The organism is Paenibacillus phoenicis, from assembly GCF_034718895.1.
GTDB classification, from domain to species: domain Bacteria; phylum Bacillota; class Bacilli; order Paenibacillales; family Paenibacillaceae; genus Fontibacillus; species Fontibacillus phoenicis.
Window position 1 is genome coordinate 3,592,191 of the sequence record NZ_JAYERP010000001.1, and the last position, 16,125, is coordinate 3,608,315.

General features: G+C 50.4%; 17 protein-coding genes and 2 pseudogenes. 8 read left to right on the top strand and 11 right to left on the bottom strand.

Features of this window, described 5'->3' with window-relative positions; genetic code table 11:
• Positions 1-409: 409 nt before the first annotated feature.
• The 5 genes and pseudogenes from U9M73_RS17060 to U9M73_RS22275 all read left to right on the top strand — a co-directional run.
• Positions 410-778, top strand: a complete 369-nt coding sequence (locus tag U9M73_RS17060; RefSeq protein WP_260070401.1) for a hypothetical protein — start codon at positions 410-412, stop codon at positions 776-778.
• On the top strand, positions 750-1,157 hold the full coding sequence (locus U9M73_RS17065; protein WP_323078217.1) for a hypothetical protein: 408 nt from the start codon (positions 750-752) through the stop codon (positions 1,155-1,157). The genes U9M73_RS17060 and U9M73_RS17065 overlap by 29 nt, the downstream gene beginning before the upstream one ends.
• 61 nt (positions 1,158-1,218) lie before the next feature.
• Positions 1,219-1,740 carry a hypothetical protein gene (locus U9M73_RS17070; protein WP_323078218.1) on the top strand — a complete coding sequence of 174 codons (522 nt, stop codon included), beginning with the start codon at positions 1,219-1,221 and terminating at the stop codon, positions 1,738-1,740.
• 79 nt (positions 1,741-1,819) lie between these two features.
• Entirely contained in the window at positions 1,820-1,990 is a 171-nt protein-coding gene (locus U9M73_RS17075) for a hypothetical protein (protein WP_016314439.1), read from the top strand.
• A gap of 376 nt (positions 1,991-2,366) precedes the next feature.
• A pseudogene (locus U9M73_RS22275) lies at positions 2,367-2,450 on the top strand (hypothetical protein); the annotation flags it as partial.
• A gap of 110 nt (positions 2,451-2,560) precedes the next feature.
• On the opposite strand, the gene rbsB reads toward U9M73_RS22275, so the two are convergent.
• The 6 genes from rbsB to U9M73_RS17105 are packed head-to-tail and all read right to left on the bottom strand — an operon-like array spanning position 2,561 to position 8,381.
• On the bottom strand, positions 2,561-3,511 hold the full coding sequence (rbsB, locus tag U9M73_RS17080) for a ribose ABC transporter substrate-binding protein RbsB (RefSeq protein WP_009223461.1): 951 nt from the start codon (positions 3,509-3,511) through the stop codon (positions 2,561-2,563).
• A 34-nt stretch (positions 3,512-3,545) separates the two neighbouring features.
• Positions 3,546-4,505 carry an ABC transporter permease gene (locus U9M73_RS17085; RefSeq protein ID WP_009223460.1) on the bottom strand — a complete coding sequence of 320 codons (960 nt, stop codon included), beginning with the start codon at positions 4,503-4,505 and terminating at the stop codon, positions 3,546-3,548.
• Complete coding sequence (locus U9M73_RS17090; RefSeq protein ID WP_323078222.1) at positions 4,495-6,003, bottom strand: sugar ABC transporter ATP-binding protein; 1,509 nt, start codon at positions 6,001-6,003, stop codon at positions 4,495-4,497. The genes U9M73_RS17085 and U9M73_RS17090 overlap by 11 nt, the downstream gene beginning before the upstream one ends.
• 16 nt (positions 6,004-6,019) lie before the next feature.
• Positions 6,020-6,415, bottom strand: a complete 396-nt coding sequence (rbsD, locus tag U9M73_RS17095) for a D-ribose pyranase (RefSeq protein ID WP_016314443.1) — start codon at positions 6,413-6,415, stop codon at positions 6,020-6,022.
• 3 nt (positions 6,416-6,418) lie between these two features.
• Entirely contained in the window at positions 6,419-7,357 is a 939-nt protein-coding gene (gene rbsK, locus U9M73_RS17100; protein WP_323078225.1) for a ribokinase, read from the bottom strand.
• A gap of 37 nt (positions 7,358-7,394) precedes the next feature.
• A complete protein-coding gene (locus tag U9M73_RS17105) occupies positions 7,395-8,381 on the bottom strand; it encodes a LacI family DNA-binding transcriptional regulator (protein ID WP_084770884.1) in 987 nt (328 codons plus the stop codon).
• Between the two features lie 269 nt (positions 8,382-8,650).
• Between U9M73_RS17105 and U9M73_RS17110 the strand changes: the two genes are divergently transcribed.
• Entirely contained in the window at positions 8,651-9,976 is a 1,326-nt protein-coding gene (locus tag U9M73_RS17110; protein ID WP_323076815.1) for an ISNCY family transposase, read from the top strand.
• A 130-nt stretch (positions 9,977-10,106) separates the two neighbouring features.
• A pseudogene (locus tag U9M73_RS17115) lies at positions 10,107-10,301 on the top strand (LacI family DNA-binding transcriptional regulator); the annotation flags it as partial.
• Positions 10,302-10,376: 75 nt separating this feature from the next.
• Here U9M73_RS17115 and U9M73_RS17120 read toward each other — a convergent pair.
• The 5 genes from U9M73_RS17120 to U9M73_RS17140 form a co-directional block, all read right to left on the bottom strand.
• A complete protein-coding gene (locus U9M73_RS17120; protein ID WP_016314447.1) occupies positions 10,377-10,787 on the bottom strand; it encodes a hypothetical protein in 411 nt (136 codons plus the stop codon).
• Between the two features lie 66 nt (positions 10,788-10,853).
• On the bottom strand, positions 10,854-11,771 hold the full coding sequence (gene hprK / locus U9M73_RS17125) for an HPr(Ser) kinase/phosphatase (protein ID WP_260070448.1): 918 nt from the start codon (positions 11,769-11,771) through the stop codon (positions 10,854-10,856).
• A gap of 20 nt (positions 11,772-11,791) precedes the next feature.
• On the bottom strand, positions 11,792-12,586 hold the full coding sequence (locus tag U9M73_RS17130) for an AAC(3) family N-acetyltransferase (RefSeq protein WP_323078229.1): 795 nt from the start codon (positions 12,584-12,586) through the stop codon (positions 11,792-11,794).
• A complete protein-coding gene (locus U9M73_RS17135) occupies positions 12,583-13,404 on the bottom strand; it encodes a sugar phosphate isomerase/epimerase family protein (RefSeq protein ID WP_323078230.1) in 822 nt (273 codons plus the stop codon). The genes U9M73_RS17130 and U9M73_RS17135 overlap by 4 nt, the downstream gene beginning before the upstream one ends.
• A gap of 62 nt (positions 13,405-13,466) precedes the next feature.
• Entirely contained in the window at positions 13,467-14,036 is a 570-nt protein-coding gene (locus tag U9M73_RS17140; protein ID WP_323078232.1) for a TetR/AcrR family transcriptional regulator, read from the bottom strand.
• Positions 14,037-14,263: 227 nt separating this feature from the next.
• Between U9M73_RS17140 and U9M73_RS17145 the strand changes: the two genes are divergently transcribed.
• Complete coding sequence (locus tag U9M73_RS17145; RefSeq protein WP_323079158.1) at positions 14,264-15,712, top strand: MDR family MFS transporter; 1,449 nt, start codon at positions 14,264-14,266, stop codon at positions 15,710-15,712.
• Positions 15,713-16,125 lie beyond the last annotated feature (413 nt).

The window sequence follows — 16,125 nt, forward strand, 5'->3', positions numbered from 1 at the left end:
AGAAAATTTAAAGTGCCTCATAATAATTAAATCTATTTGCATTTTATTAATCCAAAATCTACCATAAAAAATTTTTTTAAAGTTATAAAAACTATTTTGCCTGTTACGCAATCAAAAACTAATTTTGGGTGATTGAATTATATCCTTATAATTTTAAATTCGTAGATGGAGCTTCTCCAATAACATTAATTTCGAATATGAACTGTCGAAAATTGACACATTTTTTCTAATAAATGATTCTTTAATCCCATATAAAAACATCTTTTTTTCGACAAATGACAATTATTTACTTTGTTATAATATATATGGGATTATTAAAAAGTCATAAAGAAAGATAGAAAGGAGGGGTGTAAGTACCTAGGGCATGAATGTTAATAACTTAAAATTATTTAAGGAGGAGGCTAAGCAAATGTTGGAAAGAATTAAAAATGAATTTAATTTAGAAAACAAGCTCGCTTATTTATTCGCCGTACTATCAGCGGCACTAATTTCGTCTTTATTATACGCTACTAACGCTTACGCTGATTTACAGGGTATATTTTATCCAAACTCCAGTAAGGCTACATATGGCACTGCAAATAACGGTTCAGGTTATACTGATGATTTGGCTTATTCCTATTGGAGGTCAGAAACTGCGCAAGGAAATAGTAATACACCTACTACATTGAGATTTTTTAATGTAAAAACAAGTAATGGGGCTAGTAAGCCATTTGGTGCTCAATATGGCATTTATAAAATCGTAGATCTACGTGAAAAAAGCAAAAGATTTGATGGATAATATTGATCTGCAACTACCAACTCTTTTACCTGATAACTTTAAACAAGAAAGTGTTATTTATAATGAACCACCAGCAATAATTAGGAATTCACTGCATAATTTTGATGAAGATTCCGTAAAAGAAGTAACAATTAGGTATAGAGATCAAAAGGACCCAACAAAATGGATAGATTATACCACTAAAAAGATGGAAATTGAACTAGTTGACAAAAACGTTCAACAAATTGAAATTAACGGAGTTCAGGGACAGTATTTAGAAAGTAAAGAGAAGGGAATTAGAGTGTATAATTGGTTTTCAAATGGAGCAAGTCATTTCGTTGTTGCTAAATATGGAATTGAGGAATCACAAATTTTGAATTTTATAAATTCGATAAAATAGTTTTAAATTATCAGGACCTTAAAACTAGGTCCTGATAACAATTTTAGTACAAGGAGGAACCATGAAAAAAGAAAAAGTTATGGTGGTTGTTTTATTGCTAATGACAATTTTAGGTTGTTCTTCAAAAGATAATCTTACAAAAACGAATGACATGATAAAAGAATATATTGATACTGCAAAAGTACCAGTTATTCAGGGTTTGGAAGTAAAAGAAGTCCTTGTTAATCTTGACAAAGAGACAGAAGAAGGGCTCCGAAATACTGTCATTATTTCGTACACGGATGAGAAGGGAAAACTCACTAAAAATGTAAATACGGATTCAAACGTATCGATAATTTATGGTCCTTATGATGGTGAGAAAGTTTTAACGATATCCATAAGCAAAGTTGAAGTTGAGCACGCTAATGAGATGCAAACTAAAAATATAAATAACCTTGAGCTATTGTATACAAAAGTTCAAGATAATTTGTATATTTATACACGTCATAATGGGCTATCTTATACCTCTGAGGGTCGCATAACAAATGAGTATACGGAAGACAAGCAATTTGAGATGTTCGCGGAAGCAGTGGGTGGATGGTAATTAACTTCAACTAACCAGGGTCTGTAAAATAAACTGTGTAAACTCTCCAACCAATCTATTAAACTAGGAGAAAAGTTGGATGGAAAGGATGAACACAGTGGCCCCAAAGTTCAGCAGAGATCAAGTGAAAGCCTTCATTAAAGACAACGATTTAAAAACAATGGCGGATGTTCAGTCTGCCCTAAAAGAATTGTTTGCCGACACGCTGCCAGAAATGTTGATTTCCATATTTAATGACATTATTCAGTAGAACAAGAACCGATCAATCCGATAAGTAGAACATTCTCTTTTCAATCCAAGATTTGCTCTGCTCTTCATATTCAGGAGTATTTATCTTGTGCTGATGAGGTATTCATATTTTTTCACTAAAACGGCAACACTCAAGACTCCGAATCCAGAAGAAGCAGAAAACCGGCCCCCTCGGACCGGCTGATTCAGGCTCCATATAGCTCGTCCACCCTTACCTCACAAACCGCCCGTTGCACACAAATCGCACCGTTTCCTGACGTTGGTTCGTGTTCACAATTAGATAAGGATAGAAAAGAATGGGGGCAACCACAGTTCAAGCGTTATTCATTCACATGACCCGCATTGGGGCGCAAGCCTGTCCATTCTTTTCTTAGTTCAAAACAAACCTCGCTGATTATATTGAATTTTACAATCACGAACGTTTGCAGGGTGAACCTTCCCCCAGACGAATGTTTTTATAATCTAGCTTTTGCTAAAATCGGCAAACCGCTCCGGCTGATGGTTAAACTATTTGCGCAGCTCGGGGCTTGGGGCGATCTCTTTCACCCATTCGCCAGCGGCGGCTTCCGCGTTATTGCTTAGTCACAAGCTCCAGCTCGACCGGAATCGAGCTTTCTACCTGCTCGCCTGCGGCCACTTTCATCGCCGTTTCGATCGCCTTCTGGCCGATCAATTCCGGCTTTTGCGCTACCGTAGCCGCCATCGTGCCGCTATTCACGGCGCTTACCGCGTCGTCCGTGGCGTCGAAACCGACGACGATAATGTCTTTTTTGCCTGCGGCTTCAATCGCCTGCAGCGCCCCGAGCGCCATTTCGTCGTTGTGGGCGAATACCGCCTGAACGTCGCTGTTGCTTTGCAAAATATTTTCCATAACCGTCAGCCCTTTGGCCCGGTCAAAATCGGCCGGCTGCGAAGCGACGACTTTCACGCCGTCTTTGCCGTCCACGGCGCTGTGGAAACCTTCGCCGCGATCCCGCGCTGCCGATGTGCCGGCAATGCCTTGCAGTTCAACGATGTTCCCTTTGCCGCCGAGTTTTTCAAGAATGAACTCCCCGGCCATTTTGCCGCCCGCTACGTTGTCGGAAGCGATGTGCGATACGACGGTGCCGCCGTTTGCCGCCCGGTCTACCGTAATGACCGGAATATTGGCGTTGTTGGCCGATTCTACCGCCGTCACGACGGCGTCGCTATCGGTAGGATTAATGAGGATCACATCCACTTGTTGCTGAATCAAATCTTCGATGCCGCTGATTTGTTTCGAGGTGTCGTCTTGCGCATCGACGACGATCAGTTCCGCGCCGGCGGCCTGAGCCGCTTTCTCCGCGCCTTCCTTCAAAGTGACGAAAAACGGATTGTTTTGCGTGGAGATCGACAAACCGATTTTCACTTTGCCGCCGTTATCCCCCTTGCCAGCGGCATTCCCGGCGTTGCCTGCCGTCCCGCCTTCATTCCCTGTCGTGCACGCGGCAAGCAAGAGAAACAAAGCAAGCGTTAGCGGCCATACGATACCATACTTTTTCATTTTTCCAGGCTCCTTTTCGTTTAATTTTGCGCTTTTACGCTGTTCTTGTTTTCGAACGGTCGAGAAGCACCGCGATCAGAATGACAGCCCCTTTTACGACTTGTTGATAGAACGACGATACGTTAAGCAAGTTCAGACCGTTGTTCAGCACGCCGATAATGACGGCGCCGATCAATGTCCCGACGATCCAGCCTTTGCCGCCCGACAAGCTCGTTCCACCAAGCACGACCGCCGCGATGGCGTCCAGCTCATAAGAGACGCCTGCCGTCGGCTGCGCGGAGTTCAACCGCGAGGTGAGGATGAGGCCGCTGATCGATGCCAGCAGGCCGCTGATCGAGTAGACCAGCAATTTGACTTTGGATGTGCTAATCCCCGATAGCCATGTCGCCTCCTCATTGCTTCCGACCGCGTATACGCGCCGGCCGAAAGTGGTATGTTTCAGAATGATGTATACCACTGCAAACGCGAGAACCATCCAAATAATCGGTGTCGGTATTTGCAGAAAGTACCCTTTTCCAAGCAGAGCAAAATCTTTGTTTAAGCCGGTAATCGGCTTCCCGTCGGTGTAAACGAGCGTAAGTCCGCGGTAAATCGTCATCGTAGCCAGCGTGACGATAAACGGAGCCAGCCGTCCTTTCGCCACGATAAGCCCGTTGACCGCGCCCATAGCCGCTCCGGAGGCAATCCCGACGGCCACGGCCAGCCAGGTGTTCATTCCGCCGGCCATAAGCCCCGCCGTAAGCGCACTGGATAGAGCGAAAATGGAGCCGACCGATAGGTCGATGCCGCCGGTCAGAATAACAAAGGTCATCCCGAACGCAATCAGAGCGTTGATCGAGACCTGGCGAAGCACGTTAAGCAAGTTGTTGACCGTCAAAAAATTGTCGGCAAAAATCGACAGCGCGATCATGATGAGCGCCAGCCCGATAAGCGGCCCGATCCCTTGCAAGTTGAACCGTTTCAACGTTTGGGCGCCCGGCGTTTTAGCTAGCATATTGTTCTCCTCCCCCTGTGGCACAGATCATAATTTTTTCCTGCGTTGCCTCTTCTCTCGTAAAATGCCCCGTCAGCTTTCCTTCATGCATGACCAGAATTCTGTCGCTCATGCCCAGAATTTCCGGAAGCTCGGACGAAATCATCACAATCGCGACGCCCTCGGCCGCAAGCTTGTTCATCAGATCGTAAATTTCCTTTTTCGCGCCGATGTCCACGCCTCTTGTCGGCTCATCCAAAATGAGCACCTGCGGATTCGTCGCCAACCACTTGCCGATGACGACCTTTTGCTGATTGCCTCCGCTAAGCGAGCCGACCGCCTGCGCGCCGCTTGACGTTTTGATGCGAAGCCGCTGAATCATCGTGTCCGCCAGTTCCCGTTCCTTGGCCTCACTGAGAAATCCGCCGTTTGAAACCGCTGTCAAATTGGTCATCGACAAGTTGTCGCGGACGCTCATTGCAAGAAGCAGCCCTTCGTCTTTCCGGTCCTCCGTCACTAGCGCCAATCCGGCCCGGATCGCATCGCTCGGCTTGCGGATTTGCACCTTCTTGCCGTTGATGGCAATCGTTCCGCCGTCGATGGGCGATACCCCGAACAACGCTTTGGCCAGTTCCGTGCGTCCCGCTCCCATCAGGCCGGCGATGCCAACAATTTCACCAGCCCGGACGGAAAAGGAGATGCCGTGCAACACACCTTTTTGCGAGAGGTTCTCCACCCTAAGCTTCTCTTCGCCAAAATCGATGTGCGCTTTAGGGAAACGGTCCTTGATTTCCCGGCCAACCATCATTTTGACGATTTGATCCATGTTCGTCTCGGCCACCTTCTCCGTTCCGACATAGCGGCCGTCCCGCATCACCGTAATCCGGTCGCAAATCTGAAAAATCTCCTCCATCCGGTGCGAGATGTAGATCATCCCAACCCCTTGCCGCTTCAAGGAAGCGATCACCTGAAACAGCCCTTCAATTTCCCGGTTCGTCAGCGCAGCCGTCGGTTCGTCCAGCACCAAAATTTCCGTATTCATCGACAGGGCCTTGGCGATTTCGACCATCTGCTGCTGGCCAACAGACAATTCTCCGACTATGGCCTCCGGAGGAATCATCAGCCCAAGCTGCGACAAATACCGGGCCGACTCCCGCTTCATTTTGCGCCAATCGATCAGCCGGGTGGGGCCAAGCGTAAATTCCCGTCCGAGAAAAATATTTTCCATCACCGTCAAATGCGGGATCAGATTCAGCTCCTGGTGAATCATCACGATGCCAAGCTCCTGCGCGGCCGACGGCGACAAAATGGACCGCTCCTTGCCCTTAACCCGCACCGTTCCGCTGTCTTTCGTATAGATGCCGTTTAATATTTTCATCAGGGTCGATTTTCCAGCGCCATTTTCCCCCATCAAGGCGTGCACTTCGCCGGCTTCAAGCGTAAATTTCACCTGCTCCAGCACTTTTACGCCGGAAAAGCTTTTGTCGATTCCTTCCATCTCCAAAAGCGGCGTATTCATCTATAGCCCCCCCATCCTAAAAAATGACTCCCGCGTGCAAAATTACGTTGGCGTACGGCGTACATTCGCCGGTACGAACGACCGCTTTGGCCTCGCGGGTCAACTGCTTGAACCGCTCGTGCGTTACGTTGCCTTCGGCCGCCCCTTCAAGCAGAAGCGCCGTCTTTTCGTACAATTCCGGGCTGGCCTCCTTCATTTCAGCGGCGACCGTGTACCGCTCCACCTGCATTTCCTCCAAAATCGTCTCCAGCGTCTCCACATATCCGGGCACCCCGCGCTTCAGCGCCAGATCGATCCGTCTTACGCCGGGAGGAATCGGCAGTCCGCAATCGGCAATGACGATGGTGTCCGTATGGCCGAGTTCGCTGATCACTCTTGACAATTCGCTGTTGATGATTCCGATTTTTTTCATCGCTCATTCTCCTGTCTTGTTTTTCAGCTTTGCGGCGAACCGCTCCGCTTCCGCTTCGGAAGGCATGCCCGCCTGAGCGCCGAATTTCGTAACGGCGAGCGCGGATACGAGCGCCGCATATTCAACCGCTTCGCGCAAGCTCCGTCCCTTAGCGAGCGATACGGCCAAACCGGCATTGTAGCAGTCACCCGCTCCCGTCGTATCCACCACCTTAACCTGATGGCCCGGGACGGTTCGCACCTCGCCGTCCTCCGTCAAATAAGCGGAACCGTCCGCTCCAAGCGTCGTAATAATGTGCTTAGCTTCCATCTCTTTCATACGCCGCATCGCCGCCGCAAGCTTTGTCCCGTCCGCATCCATACCGGTGTAACGGCTTAGCTCCGTACGGTTTGGCGTAACGTAGTCGACATAGCCGAATAATTCCGGCGGCAAAGGCTGCGCGGGCGCGGGATTCAGCACGACCGTCTTGCCGAGCGACTTCGCTTTCTGCGCCGCGTAGAAGACGGTGTCCACCGGAATTTCAAGCTGCAGCAGCACGATATCCGCCCGGCGAAGCTTGTCTTCGTTCTCATCGATGTCCTCCGGGCTCACCCGGTAGTTTGCGCCGGGCACAACCACGATGCTGTTGTCTCCTTCCGCGACATAAATCGAAGCTACGCCCGTCGTGCAGCCGGGCAGGCGCTTCACGCCGCTGATGTCAACGCCATCCTGCCGCAGAGCTTCGAGCAGTTCCCGGCCAAAAGCGTCCTCGCCAACCGCGCCGATCATCGCCGTCTCCGCGCCAAGCCGCGCCGCCGCAACCGCCTGGTTCGCTCCTTTCCCCCCGGGGATGAAGCGAATCTGTTCGCCAAGCAGCGTTTCCCCAACCTGCGGATGCTGGCGCGTTTCCACCACAATATCCATATTCAAGCTGCCAATGACCGCCACTTTCGGTTTATTCATCGCACTCTATCCTTCCTGAAAATTGGGTATCTTTATCTTATTTAGGATCAAACGCCAACGTCGAGTCTCTGGCGATCAGCTTCACGTCAAGCTCGTAAAGCCGATCCTCCTCCAGCGTGCCTTCGATCTTCTTGATCAGCAGGCGCGAAATCAGCGCGCCCATTTCATAAATCGGCTGCGCGATCGTCGTCAGCTCGGGCACCGTAATTTCCGTCGTCTGGATGCCGTCGAAGCCGCACAGCGCCACCTGCTTGCCAACTTTGATGCCCATGCGGTTAAGCGCTTTCAATGCGCCGATCGCCATCAGATCGTTGCCGGCAAAAATGCCGTCGATATCAGGGTGACGCCGCATCAGCCGCTCGGTCGCGTTCATCCCGCCGCGAATCCGAAAGTCGCCTTCTTCAAGCAAGGTCGGCGTGTACCAATTAAACCGCTGCACCTCCTCTTCAAAGCCGATCAGCCGCTCCTTTCCGGTGATCAAATGCTGCGGGCCGTAGATATGGGCGATTTTCCGGCAGCCGATCTCAAGCAGATGCCGAACCGCCATCGCCGCGCCTTCTTTGTTTTTTGATCGGACGACGCTGGAGCTTTGCTCCGACGGGCCGCGGTCCAGGCAAACGTAAGGAATGCCGAGCTTGGTCAGCATTTCCGCATCGCCGGGTCCGAACGTCTGGGAAGCGAAAATAAAGCCGTCGATATATTTCTTCTTGAGCGTTTCGATATATCGTCTTTCCTTATCCCCCTGATCGTCCGAATTGCCCAAAATCACCGTATATCCGTAAGTGGCGGCGACGTCCTCCACCGCTCGGGCCAGATCCGAGAAAAACAGGTTCGAAATATCCGGCAAAATGAGCGCAATCGTCTTCGTCTTCTTTCCGGCCAGCCCCCGCGCCACCTGATTCGGCGCATAATCGAGCTTCTCGATCGCGGCTTTGATCGACCGCTGCGTTTCCCCGTTGACATAACCGCTTTTGTTCAAATAACGCGATACGGTCGAGACGGACACGCCGGCCAATTTGGCCACATCACGAATCGTTGCGATAACAATCCCTCCCGCCGCTAAACATGGTATCGGTACCACAAAAATTTAAATAACATATCACGGAAAATTTATACATATAGAATTAAGATTTGTTATTTGAATGTGGTAACGGTACCACATTTCTTGCTGTAAATATACCATGCCGGCGAAAAAAAAGCAACCCGGCTTGTCGAATCCTGTTGTTCTTCTGTGATAATGTCACCCTATAACTGTTCTGAGATAATGTCACTATGGGACAGGAGACATTAACTTTGACAAGAACAGAACTAAAGAAGGTAGTTGTGGTGGAGAAAGTCCTTGAGGGACATATGACAAACAGAGAAGGAGCAGCAGCCCTAGGGCTGACGGAGCGGCAGATTATTCGACTGAAGAAGAAATATTGTGTTGAGGGAGGAGCGCAGGGAATCATTCATAAAAATCGAGGAAGGAAACCGGTATATGCTTTAAGCGATGAACTAAAGGAACAAGTTGTCACCTTATATCAGACGAAGTATCACGGTAGTAACAGTTGTCATTATGCGGAGTTGTTAGAGGAACATGAAGCGATACAAATTAGCCCCTCGAGTGTGCGTAGAATCCTGCTGGATCAAGGGATAAAACAAGTGAAACCAAGACGGCGCAGTAAAGCACATCCGCCTCGTCAACGTAAGGCTCAGGCCGGAATGCTATGGCAAATTGATGCGACACCTTATGCCTGGCTTGAAAACCGGGCCCCCGCCTTTGCACTACACGCAGCCATTGACGATGCGACAGGCATTGTCGTCGGTGCCGTATTCCGTAAGAACGAGTGTCGTGAAGGCTACTTCTTGGTGATGCAGCAGGGCATTGAGCAATATGGTGTACCCCTTGGTTTATACAGTGATCGGCACACCATCTTCCGATCGCCGAATGAGAAGCTCACCGTGGAGCAGGAGCTTGCCGGAAAAACCAAACCTCTATCCAATTTCGGTAAAGCCATGGCTGACCTACATATTGAGCATATCAAGGCGATTACGCCTCAAGCCAAGGGACGTATAGAAAGGCTCTGGAAAACGTTCCAGGACCGTCTGGTGATTGAACTGCGGCTCTTGGGTGTGAAGTCGATGGATGAAGCAAATAAGGTGCTTCCTCTTCTGCTCGACAAGCACAATCGCAAGTTTGCCGTTCTGCCGAAGGAAGCTGACTCGGCTTATATACCACTTGACTCTGCCGTCCATCTTGGGCATATCTTCACGGTTCGTGAATATCGCCAAATGGGTACTGGCAACACGCTTTCATACAATGGAAAGATCTACACTCTCGCCAAACCGATTCCTCTCCGACTTGATGCCAAGTCTACAGTCGAAGTACGTGAGACTTTAAACGGTGAAATTCTGTTGTGGTACCAAGGACAAGCCTTACCTTTAAAAAGGACGGAAAAACCTCAACGAGTGGCTGAAGAAACAAAAAAAGCGAGTTCTGCGCAGCCACGCAAACCCGCTGTAGATCATCCGTGGAGATCCACGGTAAACACCATGGCTAAGCTTAGCACAAAACGAAGCTCATTCCAAGATGCTATATACTCACAGCATAACAGCTATGCGGAGACCTCCTGGTAAAACAGGAGGCTCTAACAAATAAAGTGACATTTTCATAGCACAGTTAAGGTGACATTTTCACAGACGATTGACACCCGGCTTGTCGAATCCACAAACAGCAGGTTGTAATCTTCGTTTTTAGCGAGGTGCCATGGTTACTATTAAAGATATCGCGCGGGTCGCCGGCGTCTCGCATACCACCGTATCAAGAGCGCTGAACGGAAACCCGCTGATCAAAAAAGAGACTCGTGAGCGGATTGAAAAAATCGCCGCCGAACTAAACTATATTCCCAATTACAGCGCCAAAAGCCTGGTGATGAAAAGGTCCTATACGATCGTCCTCTTCAGAAAGACAAAATCCCCCAAAATTGTGAACCTCTGAACCCATTTCTTACTGCTTAATACTAAACCTCGCCAAACACTACCAGACCTCTCTTGCTCTAAGATCCGCACAAAACGTCAAACCCGCAATATAAAACGGATACAATCCACACGCAGCGATCATGACCAACCCCATCCCCGGAAGCGGCACCTCTTGGGGATCGGTGATCGGATAGGCGGAGGCAAACCCTTTGATGAATAGCAGGAAATAAGGAATCCACAAGATCGTTGCCAGGTATTTTCGTTTCCCCGGGCTTAGCTGGAACTTCGTCAGAACATAAGCGAGGATGGAGAACAGAACAATGAGCAGGAACACCGCCACAGGTACATAACGATCCATATGGGCGATTCCGGTAACTCTTTCAAGCCGATACACATTCATCAGAAGCTCCACTTGAACAAATAGGGAAAAAGCATACAGCACGCTAACTCCATTCACTTTCCACATCATCTTTGCGTTGAACCTCCCTCACTCACCATTGGGTTCGTTGGGATCATAGGAGCTCGCCAGCAGCCCCTACGACCCCATCTCCTCCTCGATCCGTTTCATAAACTCATCCACAGCGCTGTAGCCGAGCTGCTTCAGGTACCAGTTGTTCGCAGCGGCCTCGATCAGGCCGGCGACATCCCGGCCGGGTTGGAGCTGGATTTCGATGTGCGGGATTTGGACCCCTAAGTATTCCGTACACTGCGGCACCGTCTCCAGTTCGTTGTTGAGGGCATGTTCCTGCCACGGCACCAGCTCGATATCCAAGACAATCCGTGTCTCATCCTGAAAAGCCCGACGTCCATACTGCCGTACCACGTTGATCAGCCCGATGCTGCGTAGAGCCAGGAATTCGCGGGTCGTTTCGTTATGGGTTCCGAGCAGCGTGGTTGGGCTTAATTTTTTTAACACGACAATATCGTCTGCGACCAAACGGTGCCCTCTGCGAATCAGGGTATGCGCTGTTTCGCTCTTGCCGATGCCAGACTTGCCGCGTAGCAGGATGCCGATCCCCGAGACGTTCACGCACACCCCATGGATCGAGATCTCCGGAGCCAGCGCCTTAACCAAATAACTGTCCAGCTTGGCGATAAACTCCGTCGCTGTCTCTTCCGTACGCAGCAACGGAATGCCTTCCTCCTCGCAGTACAGCTCTAAATATGGAATCTCCTGCTGCCCGGACGTCACGATAAAGCACGGAGGGTGATATTTCACGATGTTCCCGATCCGCAGCTTGCGTTCCTCCACGCTTAACGTCAAGAGGTAGTTGATCTCCTTACGGCCCAACACCTGCACCCGATTCATTGGAAAAAAATCGAAATATCCCACGAACTCCAGCCCCGGCCGATGCGTCCGAGGACGAGTAATCTCCCGATCCATCCGTTCCGCCCCTGCGAGCACTTCCAATTTAAACGTGTCCACCAGCTTCTGTACGGTAATCGTCTTCATCTGATTCTCCTCCTTCCGGTTCATTCCGACCGGCCTCCCATCCAGCGTCCCGGATCTTTAAGCGGTTCGTTATCGGAGAACAAATCCGGCTCCTCCTTCAACATTTCCGTAATCACTTCCGCCACGCCGGCCGCATCGCAGACCCGTACCACGGCATCTCCCAATTTCCCCTTGCGCAAGGCACCTCGATGCTCAAGCACTTCTTCCACCTTCCAAAAATGCTCCGACCAAGGCAACCCGCAATGTCTGCGGGAAGGGACCGGAATTTCTGCACCGTCCGGCGTGATTGTGTACAACATTTCGTGATCGTCCGTGAGTCTTCCCGGGATATCCACCCACTCCTCGACCCCATGGATGAAGGTATTCCGTCTCAAATCGACCCCAACGAGCAGAATTGTCGCTTTGCGGTCGAGCAGCTTCCCCCACGAGGATCCTCGGGCACAAGGCGTATCAAACAGATGATCCTCCGCCGTAAACGCCTTAGCGTCCCATCCTAACGCGGCGACCGAATGGGTGGGATGCCACGACCGGATGACGCCGGGTCTCTTGCGGAACAGCTCCGGCAGAATGCCAACGCACACCGGCGAATGCTCCACCTCAAATCGGGGGCGATCCTTATTGATATATGACCAAGTATGCGTGGGGAACACCAGCAGCCCCTGCGACATATACTCTGAAAACGCATCCAAAACTGTATCTGCGCCGCCCTCTACCTCACCTAGGCTTTTCATGGAGGAATGGACTAGCACGGTTCCTGCACTGTCCAACCCTAGGGCCTCCAGTTGGCGGATTAAACTCTCTTTCGTATGCCTCATCCTTGGCCTCTCCCCTCTCGTACAAACCTTGCTGCTTCAGCACACTGCTCCTCCGTCACCGCCTCCAGTGTCACGAAGCTAAGGGGCTTATGCTGCTCCAGCAGCCTCCAAAACAGCGGGTAGTTCAGCTCCCCTAGTCCTGCGGCGGTTTCTATCAATTCGCCGTTTGCGCCGCGTCGCAGATCCTTGGCATGGGCGCTGACGATGCACGAGCCCAGCAGATCGAAGGCCGTCTGGATCACTTCGTCCTGGCGGTCGAAGTTAGCGGCATTCATCAAATTGCATGGGTCGAGAACGACGCCCACACAGGAGGAGGGGAAGCGTTCCAGCGTTTGCGCCATCGTCTCTGGCGAGTCGATCAAGTGCCCTTGGGCCGCTTCAAGGCCGATGGTGACGCCCCAGCGTTCGGCTTCATCGACCAGCTCCTCCAATGCGCGGTTGAGGCGCACCCAATACTCCGGCAATCGTTCCGGGTCCGCCGGCTTGCCAACCTCCGTCGCCACGATCGGCGCACCAAAATGCCGCGCATGGCGCAGATGCTCCTTGAACCGGTCCACATTGTGCCGGTAGCTCTCCTCATCCAAGTCGATCAGGCTGGCATAACAGCCCAGCACGGCGATCCGCACACGGTGGTCCGCAAACGCGCCGCCGATCTCAGAAGCCAAGCCCGGGCTTAATTTGCCCAGCGAGCAATCCACGTCCGAAATGGCTTTGGACAACGCCAACTGCACATAAGGAAATTCATAGGCGGCCACCTTCGCCGCCAACTCTCGAAAAGGCTGCTTCCCCAACAAATGCGCCAAAATTCCTGCCGACACTTGCCTCTCCTCCTTTTTCTCATATCCCATAGGTAAACGATAGAGCACGCTCAACATGACCCTCAAGCCTTCGATGGACTGCTTCTTCGATACAATTGATTGATTTGGTTCGCTAGATAGCTCGGACTATAAGGGGTACCTTCCTCAATCCACCAGGTGACGATCCCCAGCGTCGATGCGGCAATGACCTCTATCGGAACTTGCTTGGAGGGATCTGCCGGCTTCCTGCGCTCCCGCCGCGTCGATACGATGTTCATCATGATCTCGAACAGTTGATGGCGGAACTCTTTATTTTCGAGCAGCACTTGGAATAACGCCGCGTTCTCATAAATCTCCTCCAGAAAGGAAACGAGCGGATTGTTGTCCTTCGTCGGACCGCCCTCGGTGAGCGGGTGAATTCTCCGGGCCAACTCGTCTAACACTTCCTTCGTCAGCTGCTCCAGCAAATCCTCCACATCGCGATAATGCAAGTAAAACGTAGCGCGGTTTAACCCCGCCCGATCGGCCAAGCCTTGCACGGTGACTTTGCGCAGATCGTTGTTCTCTTGCAGCAATGCGATCAACGCCTCCCGGAACATTCGCTTGGTCCGAATGACGCGGGGGTCCACCTTGCCCTCCTTATTGCTCGACATTTCGTTTCTCCTTTGACGATCATCTGCAAATTATTCAACACAGACCCGGTCAACTGTTGATTAGTCTACACTTCGGCGGAATGTGTAAATGGTCTTTTGAATCGTTGCGTGGTAGTATTTTTTATCGACAGAATATCAATTACTTGACTGCCCGTCAATGAATTCCCCTTTGTGAAAGGAGCAACACCGTGAACACCGCAACACCAAATGTGAATAAAAAAATCCTGATGCCCGTCCTGCTCTTGGGCTCGTTCTTATCGATCTTGAACCAAACGATCCTGAATGTCGCCTTGCCCGACTTAATGAAGGAATTCGCCATTTCGGCCACGACCGTGCAATGGCTGATTACCGGCTTCATGCTGGTGAACGGGATCCTCGTGCCGATTACAGCTTTTCTGATGCAACGATTCACGACCCGGCAGTTGTTCATTAGCTCCATGCTCTTGCTGCTCGCCGGAACGTTCATTAGCGCCGTCGCTCCCAGCTTTCCGTTTCTATTAACGGGGCGGTTGATTCAAGCCGCAGGGGCGGGCATTATCATGCCGCTGTTGATGATGGTCGTGATGGTGATCTTCCCGAAGGAAGGGCGCGGCGCAGCGATGGGACTCATCGGTCTCGCGATGATCGTAGCCCCGGCGATTGGCCCGACTTTGGCCGGCTTGGTGATCGAGCATTTTTCCTGGCGGTGGATTTTTATCGGGATGCTGCCGCTGGTTGCGATCGTCATTCCGTTAGCGTTGAAATATATGGTGAATGTCTCGGAGACCTCGAAACCTAAGCTGGACCTGGTTAGCATGGTCTACTCGACGCTGGGGTTCGGCGGTCTTCTTTTTGGCTTCAGCAGTGCAGGAAATAAAGGCTGGGGGAGTGCCGAAGTGCTGGCGTGTCTGATTGTCGGCGGTATTTTCCTGTTCATGTTCTGCTGGAGGCAGTTTACTTCGTCCACACCGCTGATGGATTTGCGAGTATTTAAGGAAAAGATGTACTCCGTCACCACGATCATCAGCATTATGATTATAATGGTGATGTATGCGGATATGATCCTGTTGCCGATTTACTTGCAGACCAGTCGGGGCTTCTCGGTGCTGGACACCGGCTTGCTGCTGCTGCCAGGGGCTTTAATTAATGCGTTATTGTCGCCGGTTTCCGGACGTTTGCTGGATAAATTCGGGGTCAAGCCGATTGCGATTATCGGGCTGTTGTTTACGATTCCGGCGATTTGGGGCGTTACGCATTTAACGGAAACAACGTCGTATACGTACCTGGTATTCCGTACGATTGTACTGCGCATCGGCTTGAGCTTCTTAACGATGCCGCTAAATACCGCGGGACTCAACGCTCTGCCGAAGCAGCTAAATGCCCACGGTTCGGCCGTAACGAACACGGTCCGTCAGGTCGCCGGTGCGATCGGAACAGCCTTGGTGGTCACCATTTATACCACGCGAACCAAAAGTCATGCCGCCGAGCTGATGCATTCCGGTCAAACCTTGTCTAAGGCACAGCTGAAAGAGATGTCGACCATTCTAGGAACCAACGACGCTTATCTTTGCATGGGAATCCTGAGCATCGTGATCCTGGCGGTGACGATCTTCATGCCAAATCGCCGAGGCGAAGCAAAGCTGAAGGGAACCCGAGGAACGCAAGAAAACGTACAACCGTCCATGAAAGAATCTTAAGGGGAACATTTTGGATAAAGTCAGAGAGGACCTCCTAGCGTAAGACTGATTATAAGCTACAATGTGCAGTTAGCTTGTAAATGAGAAAAAAAAGCCCCCCTAAATAAGGGGGGAATAAAGTTCCGTGAAAAATGATATATCATGGTATCTCCGTTCTAAAAGGTTATGACCCACCACTTATAAATTGAATTACACCAATTAAAAATAGTAATAACCAAATAGAGATGATAATAGTTATTACCTTTTTTATTAACTTCCATTTCTTGTCATGAAAATCCATTCGCTTCTCTAAATCATTTAAACGTTGTTCAACGTCTTTATGTTCATTATTAGCATTCATATATAGATTCCTTTCGTTGTATAATATCAAGCTACCACCTTCTGACAAGGTGGTAGCTTATGATGAAATGAAA